At 47.9% G+C, this 17,372-nt stretch carries 18 protein-coding genes; 17 read left to right on the top strand and 1 reads right to left on the bottom strand.

Annotation, left to right across the window (positions count from 1 at the left end):
• Positions 1–9: 9 nt before the first annotated feature.
• Positions 10–204, top strand: a complete 195-nt coding sequence (locus NT073_RS33380) for a sulfatase-like hydrolase/transferase (RefSeq protein ID WP_366107360.1) — start codon at positions 10–12, stop codon at positions 202–204.
• A gap of 332 nt (positions 205–536) precedes the next feature.
• Positions 537–1,805 (top strand): DUF3748 domain-containing protein, encoded by a 1,269-nt coding sequence (locus tag NT073_RS15390; RefSeq protein WP_297375137.1) that lies wholly within the window; start codon positions 537–539, stop codon positions 1,803–1,805.
• Between the two features lie 282 nt (positions 1,806–2,087).
• Here the strand turns inward: NT073_RS15390 and NT073_RS15385 are convergent, their stop codons facing one another.
• Positions 2,088–2,294, bottom strand: a complete 207-nt coding sequence (locus NT073_RS15385) for a Tn3 family transposase (RefSeq protein WP_297375135.1) — start codon at positions 2,292–2,294, stop codon at positions 2,088–2,090.
• A gap of 89 nt (positions 2,295–2,383) precedes the next feature.
• Here NT073_RS15385 and NT073_RS15380 point away from each other — a divergent pair, with 89 nt between their 5' ends.
• The 15 genes from NT073_RS15380 to NT073_RS15310 all read left to right on the top strand — a co-directional run bounded on the left by NT073_RS15380 (position 2,384) and on the right by NT073_RS15310 (position 17,166).
• Entirely contained in the window at positions 2,384–2,677 is a 294-nt protein-coding gene (locus NT073_RS15380; RefSeq protein WP_297375133.1) for a hypothetical protein, read from the top strand.
• Between the two features lie 267 nt (positions 2,678–2,944).
• Positions 2,945–3,466: a DinB family protein gene (locus NT073_RS15375; protein ID WP_297375131.1), complete on the top strand. Its 522-nt coding sequence runs from the start codon at positions 2,945–2,947 to the stop codon at positions 3,464–3,466.
• 243 nt (positions 3,467–3,709) lie between these two features.
• Positions 3,710–4,093: a BlaI/MecI/CopY family transcriptional regulator gene (locus NT073_RS15370; protein WP_297375129.1), complete on the top strand. Its 384-nt coding sequence runs from the start codon at positions 3,710–3,712 to the stop codon at positions 4,091–4,093.
• Complete coding sequence (locus tag NT073_RS15365; protein ID WP_297375128.1) at positions 4,090–5,220, top strand: M56 family metallopeptidase; 1,131 nt, start codon at positions 4,090–4,092, stop codon at positions 5,218–5,220. The genes NT073_RS15370 and NT073_RS15365 overlap by 4 nt, the downstream gene beginning before the upstream one ends.
• A gap of 147 nt (positions 5,221–5,367) precedes the next feature.
• On the top strand, positions 5,368–7,803 hold the full coding sequence (locus tag NT073_RS15360) for an outer membrane beta-barrel protein (protein WP_297375126.1): 2,436 nt from the start codon (positions 5,368–5,370) through the stop codon (positions 7,801–7,803).
• A 548-nt stretch (positions 7,804–8,351) separates the two neighbouring features.
• Complete coding sequence (locus NT073_RS15355; RefSeq protein ID WP_297375124.1) at positions 8,352–9,116, top strand: hypothetical protein; 765 nt, start codon at positions 8,352–8,354, stop codon at positions 9,114–9,116.
• A 140-nt stretch (positions 9,117–9,256) separates the two neighbouring features.
• On the top strand, positions 9,257–11,086 hold the full coding sequence (locus NT073_RS15350; RefSeq protein WP_297375122.1) for a sensor histidine kinase: 1,830 nt from the start codon (positions 9,257–9,259) through the stop codon (positions 11,084–11,086).
• Between the two features lie 948 nt (positions 11,087–12,034).
• On the top strand, positions 12,035–12,601 hold the full coding sequence (locus tag NT073_RS15345; protein ID WP_297375120.1) for a fasciclin domain-containing protein: 567 nt from the start codon (positions 12,035–12,037) through the stop codon (positions 12,599–12,601).
• A gap of 349 nt (positions 12,602–12,950) precedes the next feature.
• Positions 12,951–13,100, top strand: coding sequence for a hypothetical protein (locus NT073_RS15340; RefSeq protein WP_297375118.1), 150 nt, complete (start codon positions 12,951–12,953; stop codon positions 13,098–13,100).
• Positions 13,101–13,223: 123 nt separating this feature from the next.
• On the top strand, positions 13,224–13,790 hold the full coding sequence (locus NT073_RS15335; protein ID WP_297375116.1) for a hypothetical protein: 567 nt from the start codon (positions 13,224–13,226) through the stop codon (positions 13,788–13,790).
• 17 nt (positions 13,791–13,807) lie between these two features.
• Complete coding sequence (locus tag NT073_RS15330; RefSeq protein WP_297375113.1) at positions 13,808–14,821, top strand: mechanosensitive ion channel family protein; 1,014 nt, start codon at positions 13,808–13,810, stop codon at positions 14,819–14,821.
• Positions 14,818–15,384: a YetF domain-containing protein gene (locus tag NT073_RS15325; RefSeq protein ID WP_297375111.1), complete on the top strand. Its 567-nt coding sequence runs from the start codon at positions 14,818–14,820 to the stop codon at positions 15,382–15,384. Before NT073_RS15330 ends, NT073_RS15325 begins: the two co-directional genes overlap by 4 nt.
• A 13-nt stretch (positions 15,385–15,397) precedes the next feature.
• On the top strand, positions 15,398–16,444 hold the full coding sequence (locus NT073_RS15320) for an AI-2E family transporter (RefSeq protein WP_297375110.1): 1,047 nt from the start codon (positions 15,398–15,400) through the stop codon (positions 16,442–16,444).
• A 23-nt stretch (positions 16,445–16,467) separates the two neighbouring features.
• Positions 16,468–16,866: a hypothetical protein gene (locus tag NT073_RS15315; RefSeq protein ID WP_297375108.1), complete on the top strand. Its 399-nt coding sequence runs from the start codon at positions 16,468–16,470 to the stop codon at positions 16,864–16,866.
• A 36-nt stretch (positions 16,867–16,902) separates the two neighbouring features.
• A complete protein-coding gene (locus NT073_RS15310) occupies positions 16,903–17,166 on the top strand; it encodes a hypothetical protein (RefSeq protein WP_297375106.1) in 264 nt (87 codons plus the stop codon).
• Positions 17,167–17,372 lie beyond the last annotated feature (206 nt).

The raw sequence follows: 17,372 nt of genomic DNA, 5'->3' as shown, positions 1-17,372 counted from the left end.
TTTATTTAGGTGGATGAATTGGGCTGCTCGGACCTGGGCTGTTACGGAAGCAGGTATGGTGCCAATTTTATTGAGACCCCAAATATTGACAAACTGGCCAAAGAGTCCATGCTTTTCACAAAGGCTTATGCGGCTGCTCCTTTGTGTTCTCCGATAAGCTCATCCATTTTTTTGAGGACGACAGCATTGAGCTGTATGATTTAACGAAAGATGTGAGTGAGAAGGTTAATCTGAGTAAGCGCTATCCTGAAGTGGCGGCAAAAATGAAAAAAGACCTCTCCAATTATTTAAGCAATGTAAATGCTCGTTTACCCAGGCGAAAATAAGCGTTGGTAAATAGTGCATTAGTCTATAAAAGCGAAGGTTTAGTAAGCGACTATTTTGTCATTCCTCAGGCTGAGAAAGATAGGTTGATAATAGCTCATTTTCAGGGACTTTAAATGTAAATAAGCGCCGGACTGGCAAATTAGGAAGGAGAAAACGGGAGGTCTATGAATCGATTTTGGGTAATAATTCTTGTTTTATTAACTGGTTGTATGACAGTAAATACGAGTAACCTGACCGTTTTGCCAACGGGTCACACCTTACACCACAACGGTGTGTTTTCGAAAGATGGACAATGGATTGTTTTTGATGGCAGGAATGATGACACGAAGATTGGCGAAACGTCTACCATCGGTATCGTAAACGTTAAAACCGGAGAAGAAAAGATAATTTACAAAACCGCTAATCAGACCGTTTACGGGCCAGGCGTGGGGGCGGTATCGTTCAGCCCGGTGGAAGATAAGGTAATTTTCATCCACGGCCTAAAGGACGCGAATGCTGAAAAGCCCTATGCACTATCCAGAAGGACAGGGGGTGGCATTGACATCAACCATCCGGGCAGTCTTTTCTTTTACGATGCCAGAGATACAAGTCTTCCCTACACGCCTGGATCGCTCCGAGGAGGAACGCATTCCCATTGCTGGAGCGGAGACGGGCAACGCATAAGTTTCACCTATAACGATGAATTGATCAATCCTGACCTGAGGGTGGTGGGTGTAATGCTTCCGTTCACGCGGGGAGTTAAGGTGGAGCCTGCCAACGGAAACAATGATGGAATTATGTTTTCATCGATTGTAACGAACGTCGTGCGAAATCCCCGGCCCGGTTCCGACGAAATCAACAAGGCATTTGACGAGTGTTGGGTAGGTAAAAACGGCTATACACTGAAATCGGGCGAGTCGATTCCTCATGCCATCGCTTTTCAGGGCAACGTAATAAACAAAGCTGGCAAACAGATCACAGAGGTTTTCATTGTCGATATCGACGCCGAAAAGATTCTGGCGGACTCCGCAGCCGTTGGAAAAGCGGGGGAAGGTCCTCGTGTACCGAAAGGGATACACCAGAGACGGATTACATTTTCTGAAAAAGGGCTTTCAGATACCCGGCATTGGTTGCGTTCAAGTCCGGACGGTAAATTTATTTATGCGCTGATTAAAGACCAGAATGAATACAATCAACTTATTCAAATCGAGGTTAATACGGGTGATGTGCGGTTTTTGACCAACAATATTTTTTCAATCGACTACTCATTTAATTTAAACAAAGAAGGCAATAAAATAGCCTACGTAGCTCAAAATTCGGTTTATCTCTTCGATCTGATAAAAGGGGTTTCTATAAAACTTACCAGCAAAGATGAAGGCAAAATCCTGGGAGCTCCGTCTTTTTCTCCTCACGGTCATTTATTGGTTTTCAATCAGTATGTTAAAGACCGGAACGGAGGTAGTTTTGTGCAGATTCGAACGATCACTTTGCCTGAATAAATTATTCATAATCAATTACTTAACCTGCTTGTACGAAAAGCATCGTTAGCCTAACGTACAACTTTGCATACCACATTTAGGGAGTGTATGCCTTTAGGTTTGTGCCATGATATTATTCGGGTATCCTGTATACCAAGTATGCGTGTTACTGTGCAAGACAGCCTTTAGCAATTCCTCTCGTTCGCTTGGCTTATGACAGCTATTCAACTTGTCCGACAGATACAGCAGGTTCCAGTAGTTAATGGCATTCATAATCAAACGTTTACAGCCTTCGGCAATGAGCTACTCATGATAAATCGCCCACCCAAATTGGCCGTTATTACCTAAGACGACTGCTTTGGCGAAGCGATTCGCATGTTCAACCCGCGTCAGGATGCCTTCGACCGTCTCCCGTAGCAGGGGATCGTCGATGTAGCCAAGAATGTATTCGGTTTTGTAAAGTCGTCCCGGATCTCGCAGGGGTCCGATAGAGGGGATGCTGCCGATCATACGAGTTTAGAGGCTTGAAGAGTTGCGATGCTTTAGCATAACCCAGCTTAATTGTAGCCACGGCTGCATGGATTGGCTAATGCGTTTGAGTGCCGTTAGCCGATAACGACTTTTGGCCCCTGTTTCCTCGTCAATCGGGAGCGGTGCAAGGCCGGTATGCCAAGAACCGGTTTGAGTTGACCACTTCTAGGGTTGGGTCATTAACCATTTATCTGTCGCCGGAGATGATTAACTTCGATCAACCGCTCCAAGTGGTCATCAATGGCAAGCAGGTCTATAACAGACATATTGAGTATGACCGAGCTTTTTTACTAGCGCAATATGCTAAGGAGATGGATCATCAAGCGTTATGGGTCAACCGCCTAACCTTCCCGGTCAAGTAAGGTAATCCGTGTGGACTGGAAAGAAAACGAAACGTTTTCTAGGTTGGTTTTTACCCCAACTGTTCTATTAAAAATGCAGCCATTTGGAAGTCAGTGTGTCTCATCTGGGAGCGATTTAATTAGACAAGTCTAGTAAATACTGTTTATCTTAATGAGCCAAAAGCGGTATTCATAAACGGGCAGACACTGTCTTTTTGAGATAGTTGCCATAACTTAGCCAACTAAAAAATAACAGCTTTTCTGCTAAGTTAAACTCGCTCGCTACCGATGACTGAAACCCAAATGTTGGTTGACCAAACTGCCAATGCGTATCAATGGATTAATAAGCTGGTAGAGACCGTACCGCGTGAGAAGTGGAACATCATTCCTCCGACCGTAGAATCCAGCATTGATTGGCAGATTGGCCATTTGATCATTAGTCATTATTTCCATGCTATTATGGTCATTCGGGGCCACCAAATGGATATACTCCAACAGCTTCCCATCCGAGAATACAGTGAGTGGTTTACTGTAGCCGCCCCTTTGCAGTCCCTGGGCAAAGTAGATTCAGCTACGTTGGAAGAGGGCCTACTACTCATGCAGAAAAAGTCGTTAGCGATCCTGGCGACGTTGCGGGCTTCGGAATTAGATGATCCGTTAGAGCCAACACCAGCTGCTCACCCTATTGCCACCACAAAACGAGAGGCAATTGATTGGAATATCAAGCATACGATGTACCACTGTGGCCAGCTTGGACTTATTAAGCGCATTGTGGATAAGCGTCACGATTTTGGCCTACGATTAAATTAAGTTACTGCTAAATGAACTCACTCTCGTAAGACGAGGGTGCGAGTTGTGAGACGGAAAAGACATAGGTAGTTGGCCTGATGTTTTCGTGAGTAGCCTACTATACTCGTGGCGGTTGTTGCAGAATAGCAAGTATATTAAATTTGAAAACGGTTGCCAACAAGCACTAGAGCGTACCTACTGACGATTTGTAATTAAGGAAATCATAGACATAGAGAAATATAGGCTAGAAGGCACAAGAAGCAGATGGATGCAAAGGAGTTGACAAAAGCCGAAGAGCAATTGATGCAGATGTTATGGAAAATGCAGAAGGCTTTCGTGCGAGAACTGATTGATCAGATGCCCAACCCTAAACCTCCTCAAAGCTCTGTTTCCACCCTCATGCGGATTCTAGAGGCTAAAGGCGTGGTGGGTTACGAGGCCTTTGGCAAAAGTCACCGGTATTACCCCCTGATATCTAGAGAAGAGTACAAGAAATTTCAGTTGAAAAAATTACTAGGCAACTATTTTGACAACTCCGTTCATAAACTGTTTTCGTACTTCATCCAGGAACAACCGATCCCGGATGAAGATGTACAAGCCATCGAAAAAATGATCAATCAACTCAAAGACAAGAACGTCGAACGATGATTGCCTATCTTCTCGCCGTCAATGGTTGTCTGGTGGTGTGCTATGGATTTTATAAAGTCTTTCTGGAACGGGAAACGTTTTTTGTCCTCAATCGAATTTCGCTCATTGGGCTTGCCGTACTCTCATTCTGCCTTCCGGGAATTTCTGCCAACGAGCACTTATCAGCCTCTATAGCGCTAGATAGTGTCGTTCAGGTTGGGACTTTACCACGTGCGCTGCCCTTATGGGCCAACCAGATGAGTAGCTGGCTGGAGAGAATTTATTTGGCCGGGGTATTACTGCGGATCAGCTGGCTAGCCATTAAGTTGTTATACGTAAAAAATACACTGCGCAGGCCGGTCCGTAATTTGGCCTTTTCGTTCTTTACGTATAAGGCAATCGATCCGAACATAGATGATTTTTCGGTCATTGATTACCATGAAGATGTTCACATCAGGCAATGGCATAGTCTGGATATCTTGTTTTTTGAGTTGGTGACCATCATTGCCTGGTTTAACCCTGTAGTGTATTTATATCAGGTAAGCATCAAACGGGTGCACGAATTCTTAGCAGACCGTGCTACTGCCCGCTACATTGGGGATTATCATCGATATGCCCAGTTGCTGCTGAAGAGAGCCATGTCTGGCTCCCCACATCTGACAAGTTCGTTTACCGACAAGCATCTGCTCAAACAACGGATCTTTATGTTGAGTAAGAACTCATCTCCCAGGATAAGCCTTCTGAAGTATAGCCTACTGATCCCGGTCTTACTCTGTACAACATCATTTTCGATCTTGATTAGCCGTACTACTGGACCTGCTGCTTCTTCAATGGAGTCAGGAAACCGCGCACCGGCATTTCCCAGCAGCTTTAACGGGTTCCGTCAGTACTTGAGCCATAAAATAAGCGAATCTGCTGTCTTCAGAGCTCACCATGACCAGGGGAAGGTACTGGTTAGTTTTGTCGTTGACACCGATGGCAGTGTGGTTATGCCTCGTGTGTTGGCTAGTCCCGATGAAGCGTTAGGTCAGGAAGCGATTGCTATCATCAAGCAATCCCCCCAGTGGTCACCCGGCTACCAAAATGGCCAACCAGTACGTGTTCAGTATCAAATAGAGCTCGGCTACCAGGCTAGAATAGCCAACTGATTATAGGTTAATTACCTATATTTTCACTTAAAATAGGGCAACTATATACCCATTTAAAGCCATCACAGCTTAAAACATAGTTATATAACTAATAATTAAGTTATACATTTGTTCCGCCCGATAAATGGCAGTTCAACTAACTATGTCATGAAAACAGTACTGAATTCAGGTGGCCTGGCTTGTTTATTTGTTTTACTCCTCTTCTTTCTTGCCAACGGTACAGCTGCTCAGCAAAAGGCACCTACAAGCCTGTCGGGCGTGGTCGTGGACGAGGGGAATAAACCCCTACCCTATGCAGCCATTATCCTCAAAGCCAAAGCTGACTCAGCGATCACGAAAACGACAGTAAGCGAGCTGGACGGTAAGTTCCACTTGGTAGGTTTGCCAGCTGGGATATTTGTTCTCGAAACCAGTATGCTTGGCTACGAACTTCTCCGCAAAGAGATCGAAATTAGCGAGGCTGGTGGTAATCTTCCAGTGGGAACCCTTCAACTGACTCCGTCGACAAAAACGTTATCTGCCGTCACAGTTTCGGGACAAAAACCGTTTATCGAACGTCGTGCGGACAAACTAGTCATCAACCTCACCGATCAATTGACCGGCGGAGCGTCGCTCATGGACATGATGGATCGCCTGCCGGGTGTACAGGTGAACCTGGACAACCAGATCAGTCTGAATGGACGTAACGTACAGATTTACATAGATGGTAAGGCCACCCCACTCTCTACAGACGCCTTATCGGGTCTGTTACGAGGCATGTCTTCTACGTCGATTGAACGCATTGAACTGATTGCCCGGCCTTCGTCAAAATACGACGCATCCACCAGTGGCGGGGTGATTAATATCGTCCGAAAACGGGGCTCTCGAGAGGGAGTCAGAGGCAACCTGTACGGAGGAGGTGGTGTTGGACGTTACCCGAAAGTCAACGGCGGATTCAACCTTAACCTTAAAACGGGCAAGTACAATTTGCTTATCAATACCGATTACAATGTAAACAAATACTACGTTGACAATGCTATTCAATCAATCCCTGTCAAGTCGCTAAGTTCCTCTCCCGGTGCCACAGAGTCGACGATCAGGAGCATTCGACAAACCAATAACATTACCCCTAATCTAGGGCTTGATTACTACCTGACAAAAAAAACCACGCTCTCCCTGGCCGTAACGAATGCGCTGCAGCTGTTTAGAAAGAATGCGTATTCGCAGATCCGGGGTATTGGAGGAGGGGCTGCAAGGGAAGGTTTCGACAACCAGGTAAAAACGACCACCAATACATTCTCGTCGGGCTTCCATTTACTTCACCAGCTGGATACGCTTGGTAAGGAATTGACGGTCGACATGGATTACTATCGAAACGCCAATTATTCGGATCAGTACAACACCGAACGGTTTTTCGATAAGCCATTTGGTACAACAAGACGTACGTTCTTTGATCAGGACAATGCGTTCGATATCTATTCAGCTAAAGCCGACCTGACTGTTCCGTTCAAACACAAAGCGCAGCTAGAAACGGGTCTCAAATCCAGCTACGTAGCCACAAACAACCGCAACCTACTCTATGACATCTGGGGCGGAGACCTGACGCTCAACGATAGCCAGGTGGACACCTATCAGTATTCGGAAACCATCCATGCCCTGTATACTTCGTTTCATCAGGAGCGAAAGAAACTATCGTATCAGCTCGGCCTTCGTGCCGAAGCGACCCGAAACCGTGGCCGACAGTTACAAGCTGATCAATCATTTGGACAAGACTACCTACAGCTTTTCCCCTCAGCCTTTATTGATTACAAAATCAACAACAAGCATGGCTTTATGGTCAGTCTGGACAAAAAGATCAACCGGCCGACCTATGAGAACATGAATCCACTGCTGCGGGTCGTTAACGCTAACAACTTCGTACAGGGCAATCCGGCCCTGCGCCCTGTATCGTCATACAACGGTTCTGCCACTTACGCCTTCCGGAACGCTCTCTTTTTTACGGCTGGTTACAGCATTGACTTTGGTGATTTTACCTATGTAGCGTTTCAAAACCCGGTCGGAGATAGTACGACGGTCCGGCCGGTTAATAACCGATATACGCAGACGTATAGTCTGCTCACAGCTTATAACAGCCAGATTAAGCCGTGGTGGTACACGAGCACCAGTATCAATCTACGAAAGCTTGCTTATCAGCTGGTAGGTAATGAACCAAAAGTATGGGGCATTGGCAGCGTCAACCTTGATACCTATAACAGCTTTTCGATCACTAAACAGCTTTCCTGGCTTGTCCTTTTTCGTTACCGGGGAAAAGCGCAGGAACGTAACATCACGACCGATGCCTATTTCACCGTAACGACGGGTTTCCGGCAATCTTTGCTGGGTAAACGAGCCACCTTTTCGTTGAACGTGACCGATATTTTTCACACGTATAAAAGTCGCTACATTCAGGAGTCGATTGCGCTGCGTCAGCGCTGGGACAACCAGTACGAGACAACGACAATTAGACTAAATTTCATCTATAACTTCGGTGGACAAGTCGCTAAGACAAAAACCAGCTCTGCGGCCAGCGAAGAAAAGCGCCGGAGTGATACCAAAGAAAACTGATCAGTTTAGGATTTATACAGGATAGAAATAGATAGCAAAGCCAGCTTAAAGTATAATCAAGTCTAACGAGAACTCATCTCTATGGCTACTTTCGGCCATGTGCTAATAGAAGCTCGACCGGTCTTGGCAGACTGATTATCGTATCAACAAACGCCCGAATTGAGAGGCAGAGGCATCAAACCCTCTTCGTCTCAGTTGGGAGCATTTAAAGAGACTACGATTTATTGCTATCTATCGAATTCAATCCGTCGCCAACGTGTTTCAAGAAAAACGACTATCCAATTTCTCCTCATTAACCACTGTTCGGTTTGGATGGCATGAGGGCTTCGTTTGTCATGTAGCCATGGTCGTCAAACTGCTTTACACGTTAAATGAGTAGTTGATAAATCATTGAAAAATTGGCTTCTTTAACACCAATTACACTAGGTCTATCGAGTAACACTGTGAATAAAAACGGGTTGGGTTTTCTTATTCAATTGCTTCTGATAACCGGTTGGGCCTGTTCCTCCACCGATAATCAACCTCAAACGACTGGAGTTGTTAATCAGATGCCCGTGTCACTCGGTCAATCAACCCCTGAGCTTTGCCACCAAATTATCTGGCAAGACGCCAAGGCCAATCGATACATCTACCAGTTTGACTCACATCAGCGTTTGCTCAAGTGTACCGCTTTGGAAGAAAACAGTGGATATGGGCTCTTTAGTCTCAACCAGCAACTCATTTACAATAAACAGGGATGGCTGGAATGGGTACGTGGACAGGAAGATTCGAGTCACTATACCTATCTGAAAGGGCGACTGGCCTCAATTGACTTTTTTCAGGAAGGACGGCACGTCTATCGTTATCGGCTCACTACAAACGCCCAAGGGTACCTGGTAGGGCTACGAGGCATAGAAATGAATAACAGCGGCTTACAGGGTTATTCGACACGTTATCAGCTCGATAAGCAGGGCCGGTATCTCCAGCTTGAGGTATTTAATGATCAGGGCCAGCTGTATTATCGAGTTATCCAGCGGGACTTCGTGGCCATCGCTGATTATCTGGCCAAAGGTATGCGCGGAATTCCTTACGATCTTAACCGGCATCCGTGGCCTGGCTGGGGAAAACAGTTTCCCGTGAGTGAACATCTGGCCGGCCGAATTGAGACCTACCGCTATGCAGCACCGCAAACTCCGACCCAACTCATCAAACGGGCAGACGTATCGGTGTCGTATCTGCATGATCGGCGAGGCTATATTACCAGCCAAATCAGCACGGATGCCCTCACATCTATTCAGGATACCAGTCGCATTACCCATTTAAATTGTCCCTAATCAATGGCTAAGATCGTCAATAGTCTCACCCTTGACGCTGAAGTCGTAACTTTGAGTGGCTTCTACGAAGCTGACGTCCTATCACACTTTGCCCTTCGCTGATGGCTATACGCGCCAGACTTTTACTTTGGCTTATGATAATGAGTGCTACCAGCCAGGCCCAAACGTTGAAAATGGGTGCTGACGTGATTCAATTCCGTCGACGCATGGCAGGGCTGCCTGCTGTGCAGCGTCTGAAGCCGATGTTTGACTACAGTCGTGATTTGGTTGAACAGTCCCGTTTTAAAGAAGCTCGACCGCTGATTCAGATGGGCATAACCATAGCTCGTCAGGCCCGTATACCCGAATGGGTCGCTCGATTCTATGCTCGTTCAGGATTTCTGGAAGCCAACTTGGGTAACCATACGGGTGCTATTGCCCACTACCTGCAGGCGTTGCTAATCGCTCAGTCAGTCCACGCCTATGACCAGCAACAATTACTCAGCTTTAACCTGTATGCCGAATACGAATCACTGGGCGATACGGCTAAAAGTAGTCACTATCAGAAGCTGGCTAATTCATCGGTCCATGAGCCTAACCAACCCCTTATTGCCTTAGGGAATTATATGTACAAGTCTAGTCGGGCTCATCTAAAAGGGCAAGTTGATTCGGTGCTGTTCTTTGAGCGCCAGGCTTTGACGATGTTGTGGGCCAATCGGCAGTGGAACAATTTCTATTCGATACTGGACGGGTATGGCGTTACATTAGCTCTTGCGGGTCACTATCGGGAGGCCGAACAGACATTTCACCGCTGTTTGGCCTATGCCCAGCAGCAGGGCGACTACCGGCGGATGAAATATGAATACTTACACATGCCGGAGCCACTGCTTCACTTAGGCCGATTGAACGAAGCCCAGCATTATGCTCGCTTAGCGCTCCGCTCGATTGAAGCTGATCCTGAACGACAAGATGAACACCGGATGCAGGTATATGAAGTATTGACGAAGATTGCTGGGGCTCGCAAGCACTACCGGCAGGCACTCACCTACGAACGGCTTCGCAGCTACTATGCAGACCGGGTGCAGAATACCGACAAAATTCGTCAGGTAGCTGAACTGGAATCCCGCTTTCTTATTGCTCAGAAACAGGCCCACATCGACTGGCTGAATCGGGACAATCGGCGACAATTGGATTTGATAAGCTGGCAGACGGGTGGGTTGGTTACCCTTCTGACGCTGTTAATTGTTGCCGGGTGGCAGTACCGTCTGATCCGGCGGGCCAACGCTCAATTGCAGTCCACTAACAAACTTGTCTCGACAAACAACCAACAGATTAGTGAACAGGCCAAACGGCAAACGGTGCTGATGCAGGAATTGCAACACCGGGTGAAGAACAATTTAGCGATCATCTCCAGCCTGTTGCGTATGCAGTCCCGGCAATTGGATGACTCTCGAGCGGTTCAGGCCGTGCAGGAGAGCCAACGGCGGGTGGATGCCATCTCGTTAATTCATCAGCAGCTTTACCAGACCGACAATCCGACTGAGGTATCCATCAAAGCGTATGTGAAGGAGTTGACCGAAGGCTTGCTGGTTGGCTATGGATTTGACCCAGCCACGTTTGATTACCAGATTGACGTTGCTGATTTACAACTGAATGTTGAAGTGGCAGTGCCGCTAGGTCTGATTCTAAACGAAGTGCTCACGAACGCCTTTAAATATGCCTTTCTGACTCCCACGTTGGGCGGCAGTCAAGTTGGGACTCGACAGCCCCACCCGACACTGCTAGTTCGTTTTCAACCAAAGTCAACTGGCGAATTGTTGTTGGAAGTGCAGGATAACGGCCCTGGCTTATTGAGTCAAGAAGCCCCAAGCCGACGGGCTTTCTCTGGCCATCGGCTTATTGAGGAACTGACGGCGCAGTTAGATGGAGAGATGAGCTTGACCAATCGTCAGGGTACGTATTTTCGACTTCTGATGCCTCTACCAATTTAGTGTTGTCGATATGTGAGTGGTAGACTACAGACAGAACCGCGGTGGCGACAGGTAGACCCGGGTCGGCACGGTCCCGCTACGGCGTAACGGCCGGTGCGGCACCGACTGCTGGCCACTTGACAGGTAGTAAAACAAGCCGTTCAATTAAGCAACCTTTTTACGAAGCAAATATTTAAATCCTCCTATGTCTTACTTTGAGGAGCATTTTGTGAGACACTAACTTTTAACTATCTGTAAGCTCAATCCATCGCATTCGCATTCAATTTCTTTAAACTGTGTGGTCGGATACCAGTTAACGAATGATTCATCGTTGTACTTGTTCTCTTAGTCTGCTGTTGACCCGTGTGCTACTGACAGGAGTTCACAGTTATTAACTTAATACAGGTCGGCCAATTAAACGCCTTCAGTCACATAAGTGATTAGTATACACAACTGACACCTGTGCTGGAAGGCCCGCTGGTGATTGCCATACTGACGCTGGTGATCATGGGGCATCAGTTGCCCAGGGAATCATATTCCCTGTCCGGCAAACTCCCGTGCAGCTAATCTGGTATTTCTGAGCCGTTAGCGCTGCCAGTTATTGTATCTTCTTTGTCTCGGTGCCGAACCGACTGTCGGCCAATGCGTCAGACAGGTGAACTCGGGAAGACTCAATCCTTTCCGGATCCAGCACACAGACAAGATTAACGAGTAGCGCAGAAATAGCATCCATGTTGGTTGAGTAAAACAGTTTATGGCAGCTAACCGACAAAGTCAACGAAAGGTAAGCAAGTGACTGTAAATCTGGCTGCCCGGTTTATAGAAACGTAGCTCACCTTTCAATGGATGGAAAGGCATTCGGGCAGGTCCTTTAACATAACCCGATCAAAACAATCGAGGGTATGCACCGTTAAAACTACAGTAAACTACTCGACTAATTAGCCATCAACAAACCGAAATCAGCTCCTCATGAACGTAAATCATATCCTTATTTTAAGTCTTATCAGCTCCCTGCTCCTCGGCAGTCAACTGGACGCATTGGCACAAAGTAGCCCCGATCAGCTAAAAGCAAGCGGGGTCAAGACCGGAACCTCCCTGGGCCGTATTGCGGCACAGTCGCCCGATCATACCACGCTGCTCCAGTTGCTGAAAGCCTCCGGGTTAAGCAAGCAAGCAGTCGGGAAAGGGCCGTACACCGTATTTGCCCCCAACAACGGAGCGTTTTCGGCTTTGTCGGAGCCGTCAATCAGTGAATTACTACTCCCATCGAGCAAACAACGGCTTATCCAGTTATTGGCCTACCACGTCGTTAAAGGCCGCCTGACATCTGATCAACTCAGAGATGGCCAGACGCTAACCAACCTGACAGGGCAGATTCTGGTGGTTCACAAACAGGGGAACAATATAACAATTGAGGATGGACGTGGTACAGTTGCCGATGTCATTCAGGCCGATATACGGGCCACCAATGGTGTAGTCTATTCCATTAATAAAGTGCTTCAAAAGACATCGCCAAAAGGGCCGATTGTTCGCTGACGGAAATCGGTTCGCTTGCTCCACAATTATATATTCTTTAAGACGGATAGCCCAATGGCTTGCTTAGCCGCATGAGTGGTAGACCCGTTAGCGGGCCAATGGAAGAATTTATTGAAACTATCGGCCCGCTGGATCGAAGCCGGTGCAGCCATCGTCATTGTAACGGCATCGGTGCGAGCCTAATGGAGTTTCCTGCTGGCGATTGCTACAGGCCGCAGTCTGGCAGTACCTAAAGAAGAAATCCGGTTATCGTTGGGCCGCTCGCTGTTGAACTGGAGCTAGGTGCCGACATTCTGAGATCGCCGTTGCGCCCTCCTGAAATGACATTGGTCTCCTGGCCGCTTTTGCTTTGCTGAGAACGGCCTTCAATTACTTTCTCGAACGCGCGAACAACGGGATACTGTTTCGGCAGCAAACCACTTCATCCGAATCGGATACAGAAAGCAAACCCATGTATGTTGGCGGGTTTCAGGTTCGTTCGTATGGATCGTTTCACTGATCAAACCGTCTTTCTAACCAGATTCTAAGCTTTTCTTAAGTCCTGTCTAAGCCCCCCGCTGTTCATTGAGGTAAACGCTATCCAGTCATAGCATTTACTAACCCTAATGACTCAACGGACACGATGACCACTCAACAACCATTATCAGAGACGACAACGACGTCTAAACTTAGTTTGGACCCTAAAAACGTGCTGTATGCCGTAATCATTCTTTTAGGTGTTGGTTGCGCCTACTTACTGTATCGCAACTGGACGCTTAAAGAGGAGTTTATACAGGAACGAAGTACCATGCGGGTCACCGCACAGAACAACCAGCTTTCGGCCAATCAGCAGCAGTTGACCTTTGGCATGAAAACCTTTGCCTGGGCCGTTCGCAACGCTCTGTTACAGAACAAACCCGGCGAAATCAACGAATACTTCAATACGCTTGTCCAAAATAAAGGGGTACAGGAAATGCTGCTGGTTGACCCCGCCGGGAAGGTGACCCTGTCGACGAACAAGAAAAATCAGGGTATTGTATTCGCCAGCCGTTTCCCGGATTATCTGCTCCAGAAGGAGGATATCTATTTCAACAATAAAGCCGTTTATGAACTCTCGGCACCCATCATGGCGCCCAACAAGCGATTGGGTACGCTGGTCCTGTTTTATAAGCCAACGCCTGTTTTACCGGCCCCTGCTACAAATGAGTAACAGACGAACCACCAGTAATGATCAGGAGCTATTGGGCGTCTGATGCCATCGGTATGACCTTTCTATTGATTTTTCTGCAACCCCCGCGCGTCAATGAACCCCCATTTACGCTCAACGATGGCCTGATCCTGTTCTGGCGCACCGTTCGTGATTTCCTGAAAGGCACAGCCGAGCGGCTTCCTTACCTGCTGGTGGGCATTTTTGTCTTCGTGCTGTTCTGGTTGCTGGGGAAACTCCTGCGGAAAGTTATCAATAAAGTAGCGGTTCAAACCCATGCTATTGACGATATGCTTGCCAACCTGGTGAGCCGAATTGTGAGCACACTCATCACCATTTTGGGTTTTCTGGTCGCCTGCGTCATTTTCTTTCCGTCGTTTAAGCCGGGGGATATTATCGCCGGATTGGGGATCACATCCGTAGCCATTGGATTTGCCTTCAAAGACATTCTCCAGAACTTCTTTGCAGGCCTGCTCATTCTGTGGCGTCGCCCGTTCAAAGTAGGGGACCAGATCAAGATCAATAGTTTCGAAGGCACCGTCGAAGACATCAACATGCGCTCGACCCGGCTGAAAACCTACGACGGCGAGCGTGTGATTCTGCCAAACGGAGATGTATATACCAGTTCGATACTTGTCCGGACGGCCTACGATAAACGTCGGGTGAAGTTTGTGGTGGGCATTGGTTATCCTGATTCGATTGACCAGGCCCGTACCGTCATTCACGGAGTTTTAAGTCGTATTGATGGCGTCCTTAAGGAGCCTTCCCCCTGGGTATACGTTTCTGAGCTGGCGGGTTCGTCGGTCAACCTGACGGTTTATTTCTGGGTAGAGTCGCATCAGGCCAACGTTCTGAAGGTGAGTGACCAGGTGGTGACAGGCGTAAAACTGGCCCTCGATGACGCCAACATCGACATGCCGTATCCGCATTCGGTGGTTCTGCTCGAAAAACAACCCGATGGACCGGCCATTCTGTCCCGACCACCCGTGTCTACACCCAACAAGACGCCTGACCTAAACGGTAAACAACTATGATCGACGTCGTTCACACCATCAGCGACTGGCTTTTTAAGGGCTGGGAAAGCATTGGGCGCATTCTGGTCGTCGGTGTACTGGCCTACGTTGGCCTGCTGCTTATCCTTCGAATTTCGGGCAAGCGTACGCTGTCAAAAATGAATGCATTTGATCTGGTGGTTACCGTTGCGCTGGGGTCTACCCTATCGACCATTATCGTCTCGCGACAAACGGGAGTGGCCGATGGATTAACCGCACTGGCGCTGCTGGTTGGTCTTCAATATGTCGTGGCTTGGCTGTCGGTGCGGTGGCCGGGATTCAAGCAGCTTATCAAAGCAGAACCGACATTACTGTTTCATCAGGGACATTACCTGAAGCAGGCCATGCGTCGGCAGCGGGTGAGCGAAGATGAAATTCTTGCGGCCATACGCAGCTCCGGTTCAGCAAACCCCGACGAGGTGAAGGCTGTCGTACTGGAAACCGACGGATCATTCACCGTCATTTCAAATAGCCCTTCGTCCGACATCCGCAGTCTGCAAAACGTCACCCATGCCCATCTGGCAGAATATAACCAGATAAATTAATCCTGTATACACCATGAGACACCACTCCTCCTTTCCAATACGGACGGCCACGGCAGCATTTATTTGTTTACTGATTGCGGCTTTGTTTCTGCTGGTAGGGTATGCCGCTAATTTCTTCTTTCTGGTATTTGGCGGAATCATTGTGGCGGTGGTGCTCAGTGGGCTGAGTCAGTTTGTCAGTAGCAAAACACAGTTATCGTATGGCTTGTCGCTGGGGCTGGTGATGCTTTTGCTGGTAGCGTTGGTGGCGGGGGTTATCTGGGGGTTGGCTCCCACCGTCAGCCAGCAGGCCAATGAACTGGCGAAATCGCTTCCCGCGTCGGTCGAACGACTCAAAGGCAACCTGTCGCAAACCGAATGGGGTAATAAATTGCTGGAAGGCATACCCGACCAGCCCGGTAAGCTCCTGTCGTCAGGCGGTCGGGGTATGGGCGTACTCACCCAGGTCACCGGTGTTTTTTCCACGACGCTGGGCGGTCTGGTTAATGTACTGATTGTACTTATCACTGGAATTTACCTGGCCTCCAGTCCTGATGTGTATCGAAAAGGGTTTGTCAAACTCTTTCATCCGTCGTACCGCCCTCGACTGCTGGGTGTCATGGACCTGTGTTTTGCAACCCTGAAGAACTGGTTCATCAGCCGGTCGATCACGATGACGGTTGTGGGAGTAACCACCAGTGTGGGGCTGGCCCTTCTCGGTATTCCCTTTCCTATTGTGCTGGGTATCCTGGCTGGCATACTAAATTTCATTCCTAACCTGGGGCCTTACATTGCGCTGGCCCCGGCTCTACTGGTGGCTTTACCACAAGGCGCGAGCTCGGTTGTGTATGTCTTCGCGCTGTACATGGGCGTGCAATCGCTGGAAGGGTATGTGCTGACACCCCTGCTGGATAAAAAGTTTGTTTCCCTGCCGCCCGCTCTGCTCCTGTTCGGGCAGGTGTTGCTGGGCATTCTGGTCGGGCTGGCGGGCGTCCTGTTTGCCTCTCCGCTCATTGCCGTCCTACTGGTGATTATACAGGAGTTGTATGTGAAAGACCGCCTGGAAAAAACGTCAAATTAAAAACTATCTAAAACGTCAACGAAATGAAAACGATCCGAACAATCACACTACTGGGTTTAATTTTAACGATCAATGCCTGCACACCCAAAATGACATTTACCACATCGTCTGTTGTTCCCGCAGCTGCCGGTACCATCAACGTTAAGAAAGATAAGAACGAAAACTACACCCTGGATGTACGGGTCCAGAATCTGGCAGAATCCCAAAAACTGACGCCTGCTAAGGATACGTATCTGGTCTGGATGAAGCAGAATGACAATTCCGTCAAAAAACTGGGTCAGCTGCATCCGTCCGGTAAAGCCCTGACGGCAACTCTAACCACGGCGGCCGTTGCCAAACCCCAGGCCGTTTTCATTACGGCCGAAGACAACGCCGACATACTGTATCCGGCGGGGCAAACGATTCTGACAACCGAAAAATAATAGAGTCAATACATTCAATTTTAAAATCAAACCGATATGGAAAGCGACGAGAGAGAAGACATTATCCGGGCAAAAAAAGCCATTTCGCCTGATGGGCTGGAAAATCAGTCGACAGAAGGACACAGTGGCGTAAGCAGCGAACAGCCTGTCAGCGATTTACCCGACGAGGCACTTCCTGATGATGAGCTGAACGAGAGGTATACGGACGGGCCCGATGAGCCGGGTCAAAATGTTCGGATGATGAATCCAAACACAAACCCCAACGACAAACCGGATATCGACAAACCGGCTTATTCCTGATGCAACAGACTGTCCGTTAGGGTAACGTGAATAATGGGAAGGAACTGAAGGCAGGTAACTTATTGATATTCAGACAAAGATACCTATTATTCACGTTACATTTATACAAGCAAAACGGTGGTTTACAGAGATACTAAGCCATCGTTTTGGTTGTTTGAAAAAGAGGCCAGCCTTGGATTATAAACTGTTTTACCCTGAAATAACCT

Source organism: Spirosoma sp., assembly GCF_026391055.1.
Lineage (GTDB): Bacteria > Bacteroidota > Bacteroidia > Cytophagales > Spirosomataceae > Spirosoma.
Note: the sequence above shows the minus strand (reverse complement) of the source record. Positions and strands in the feature narration are given on the sequence as shown.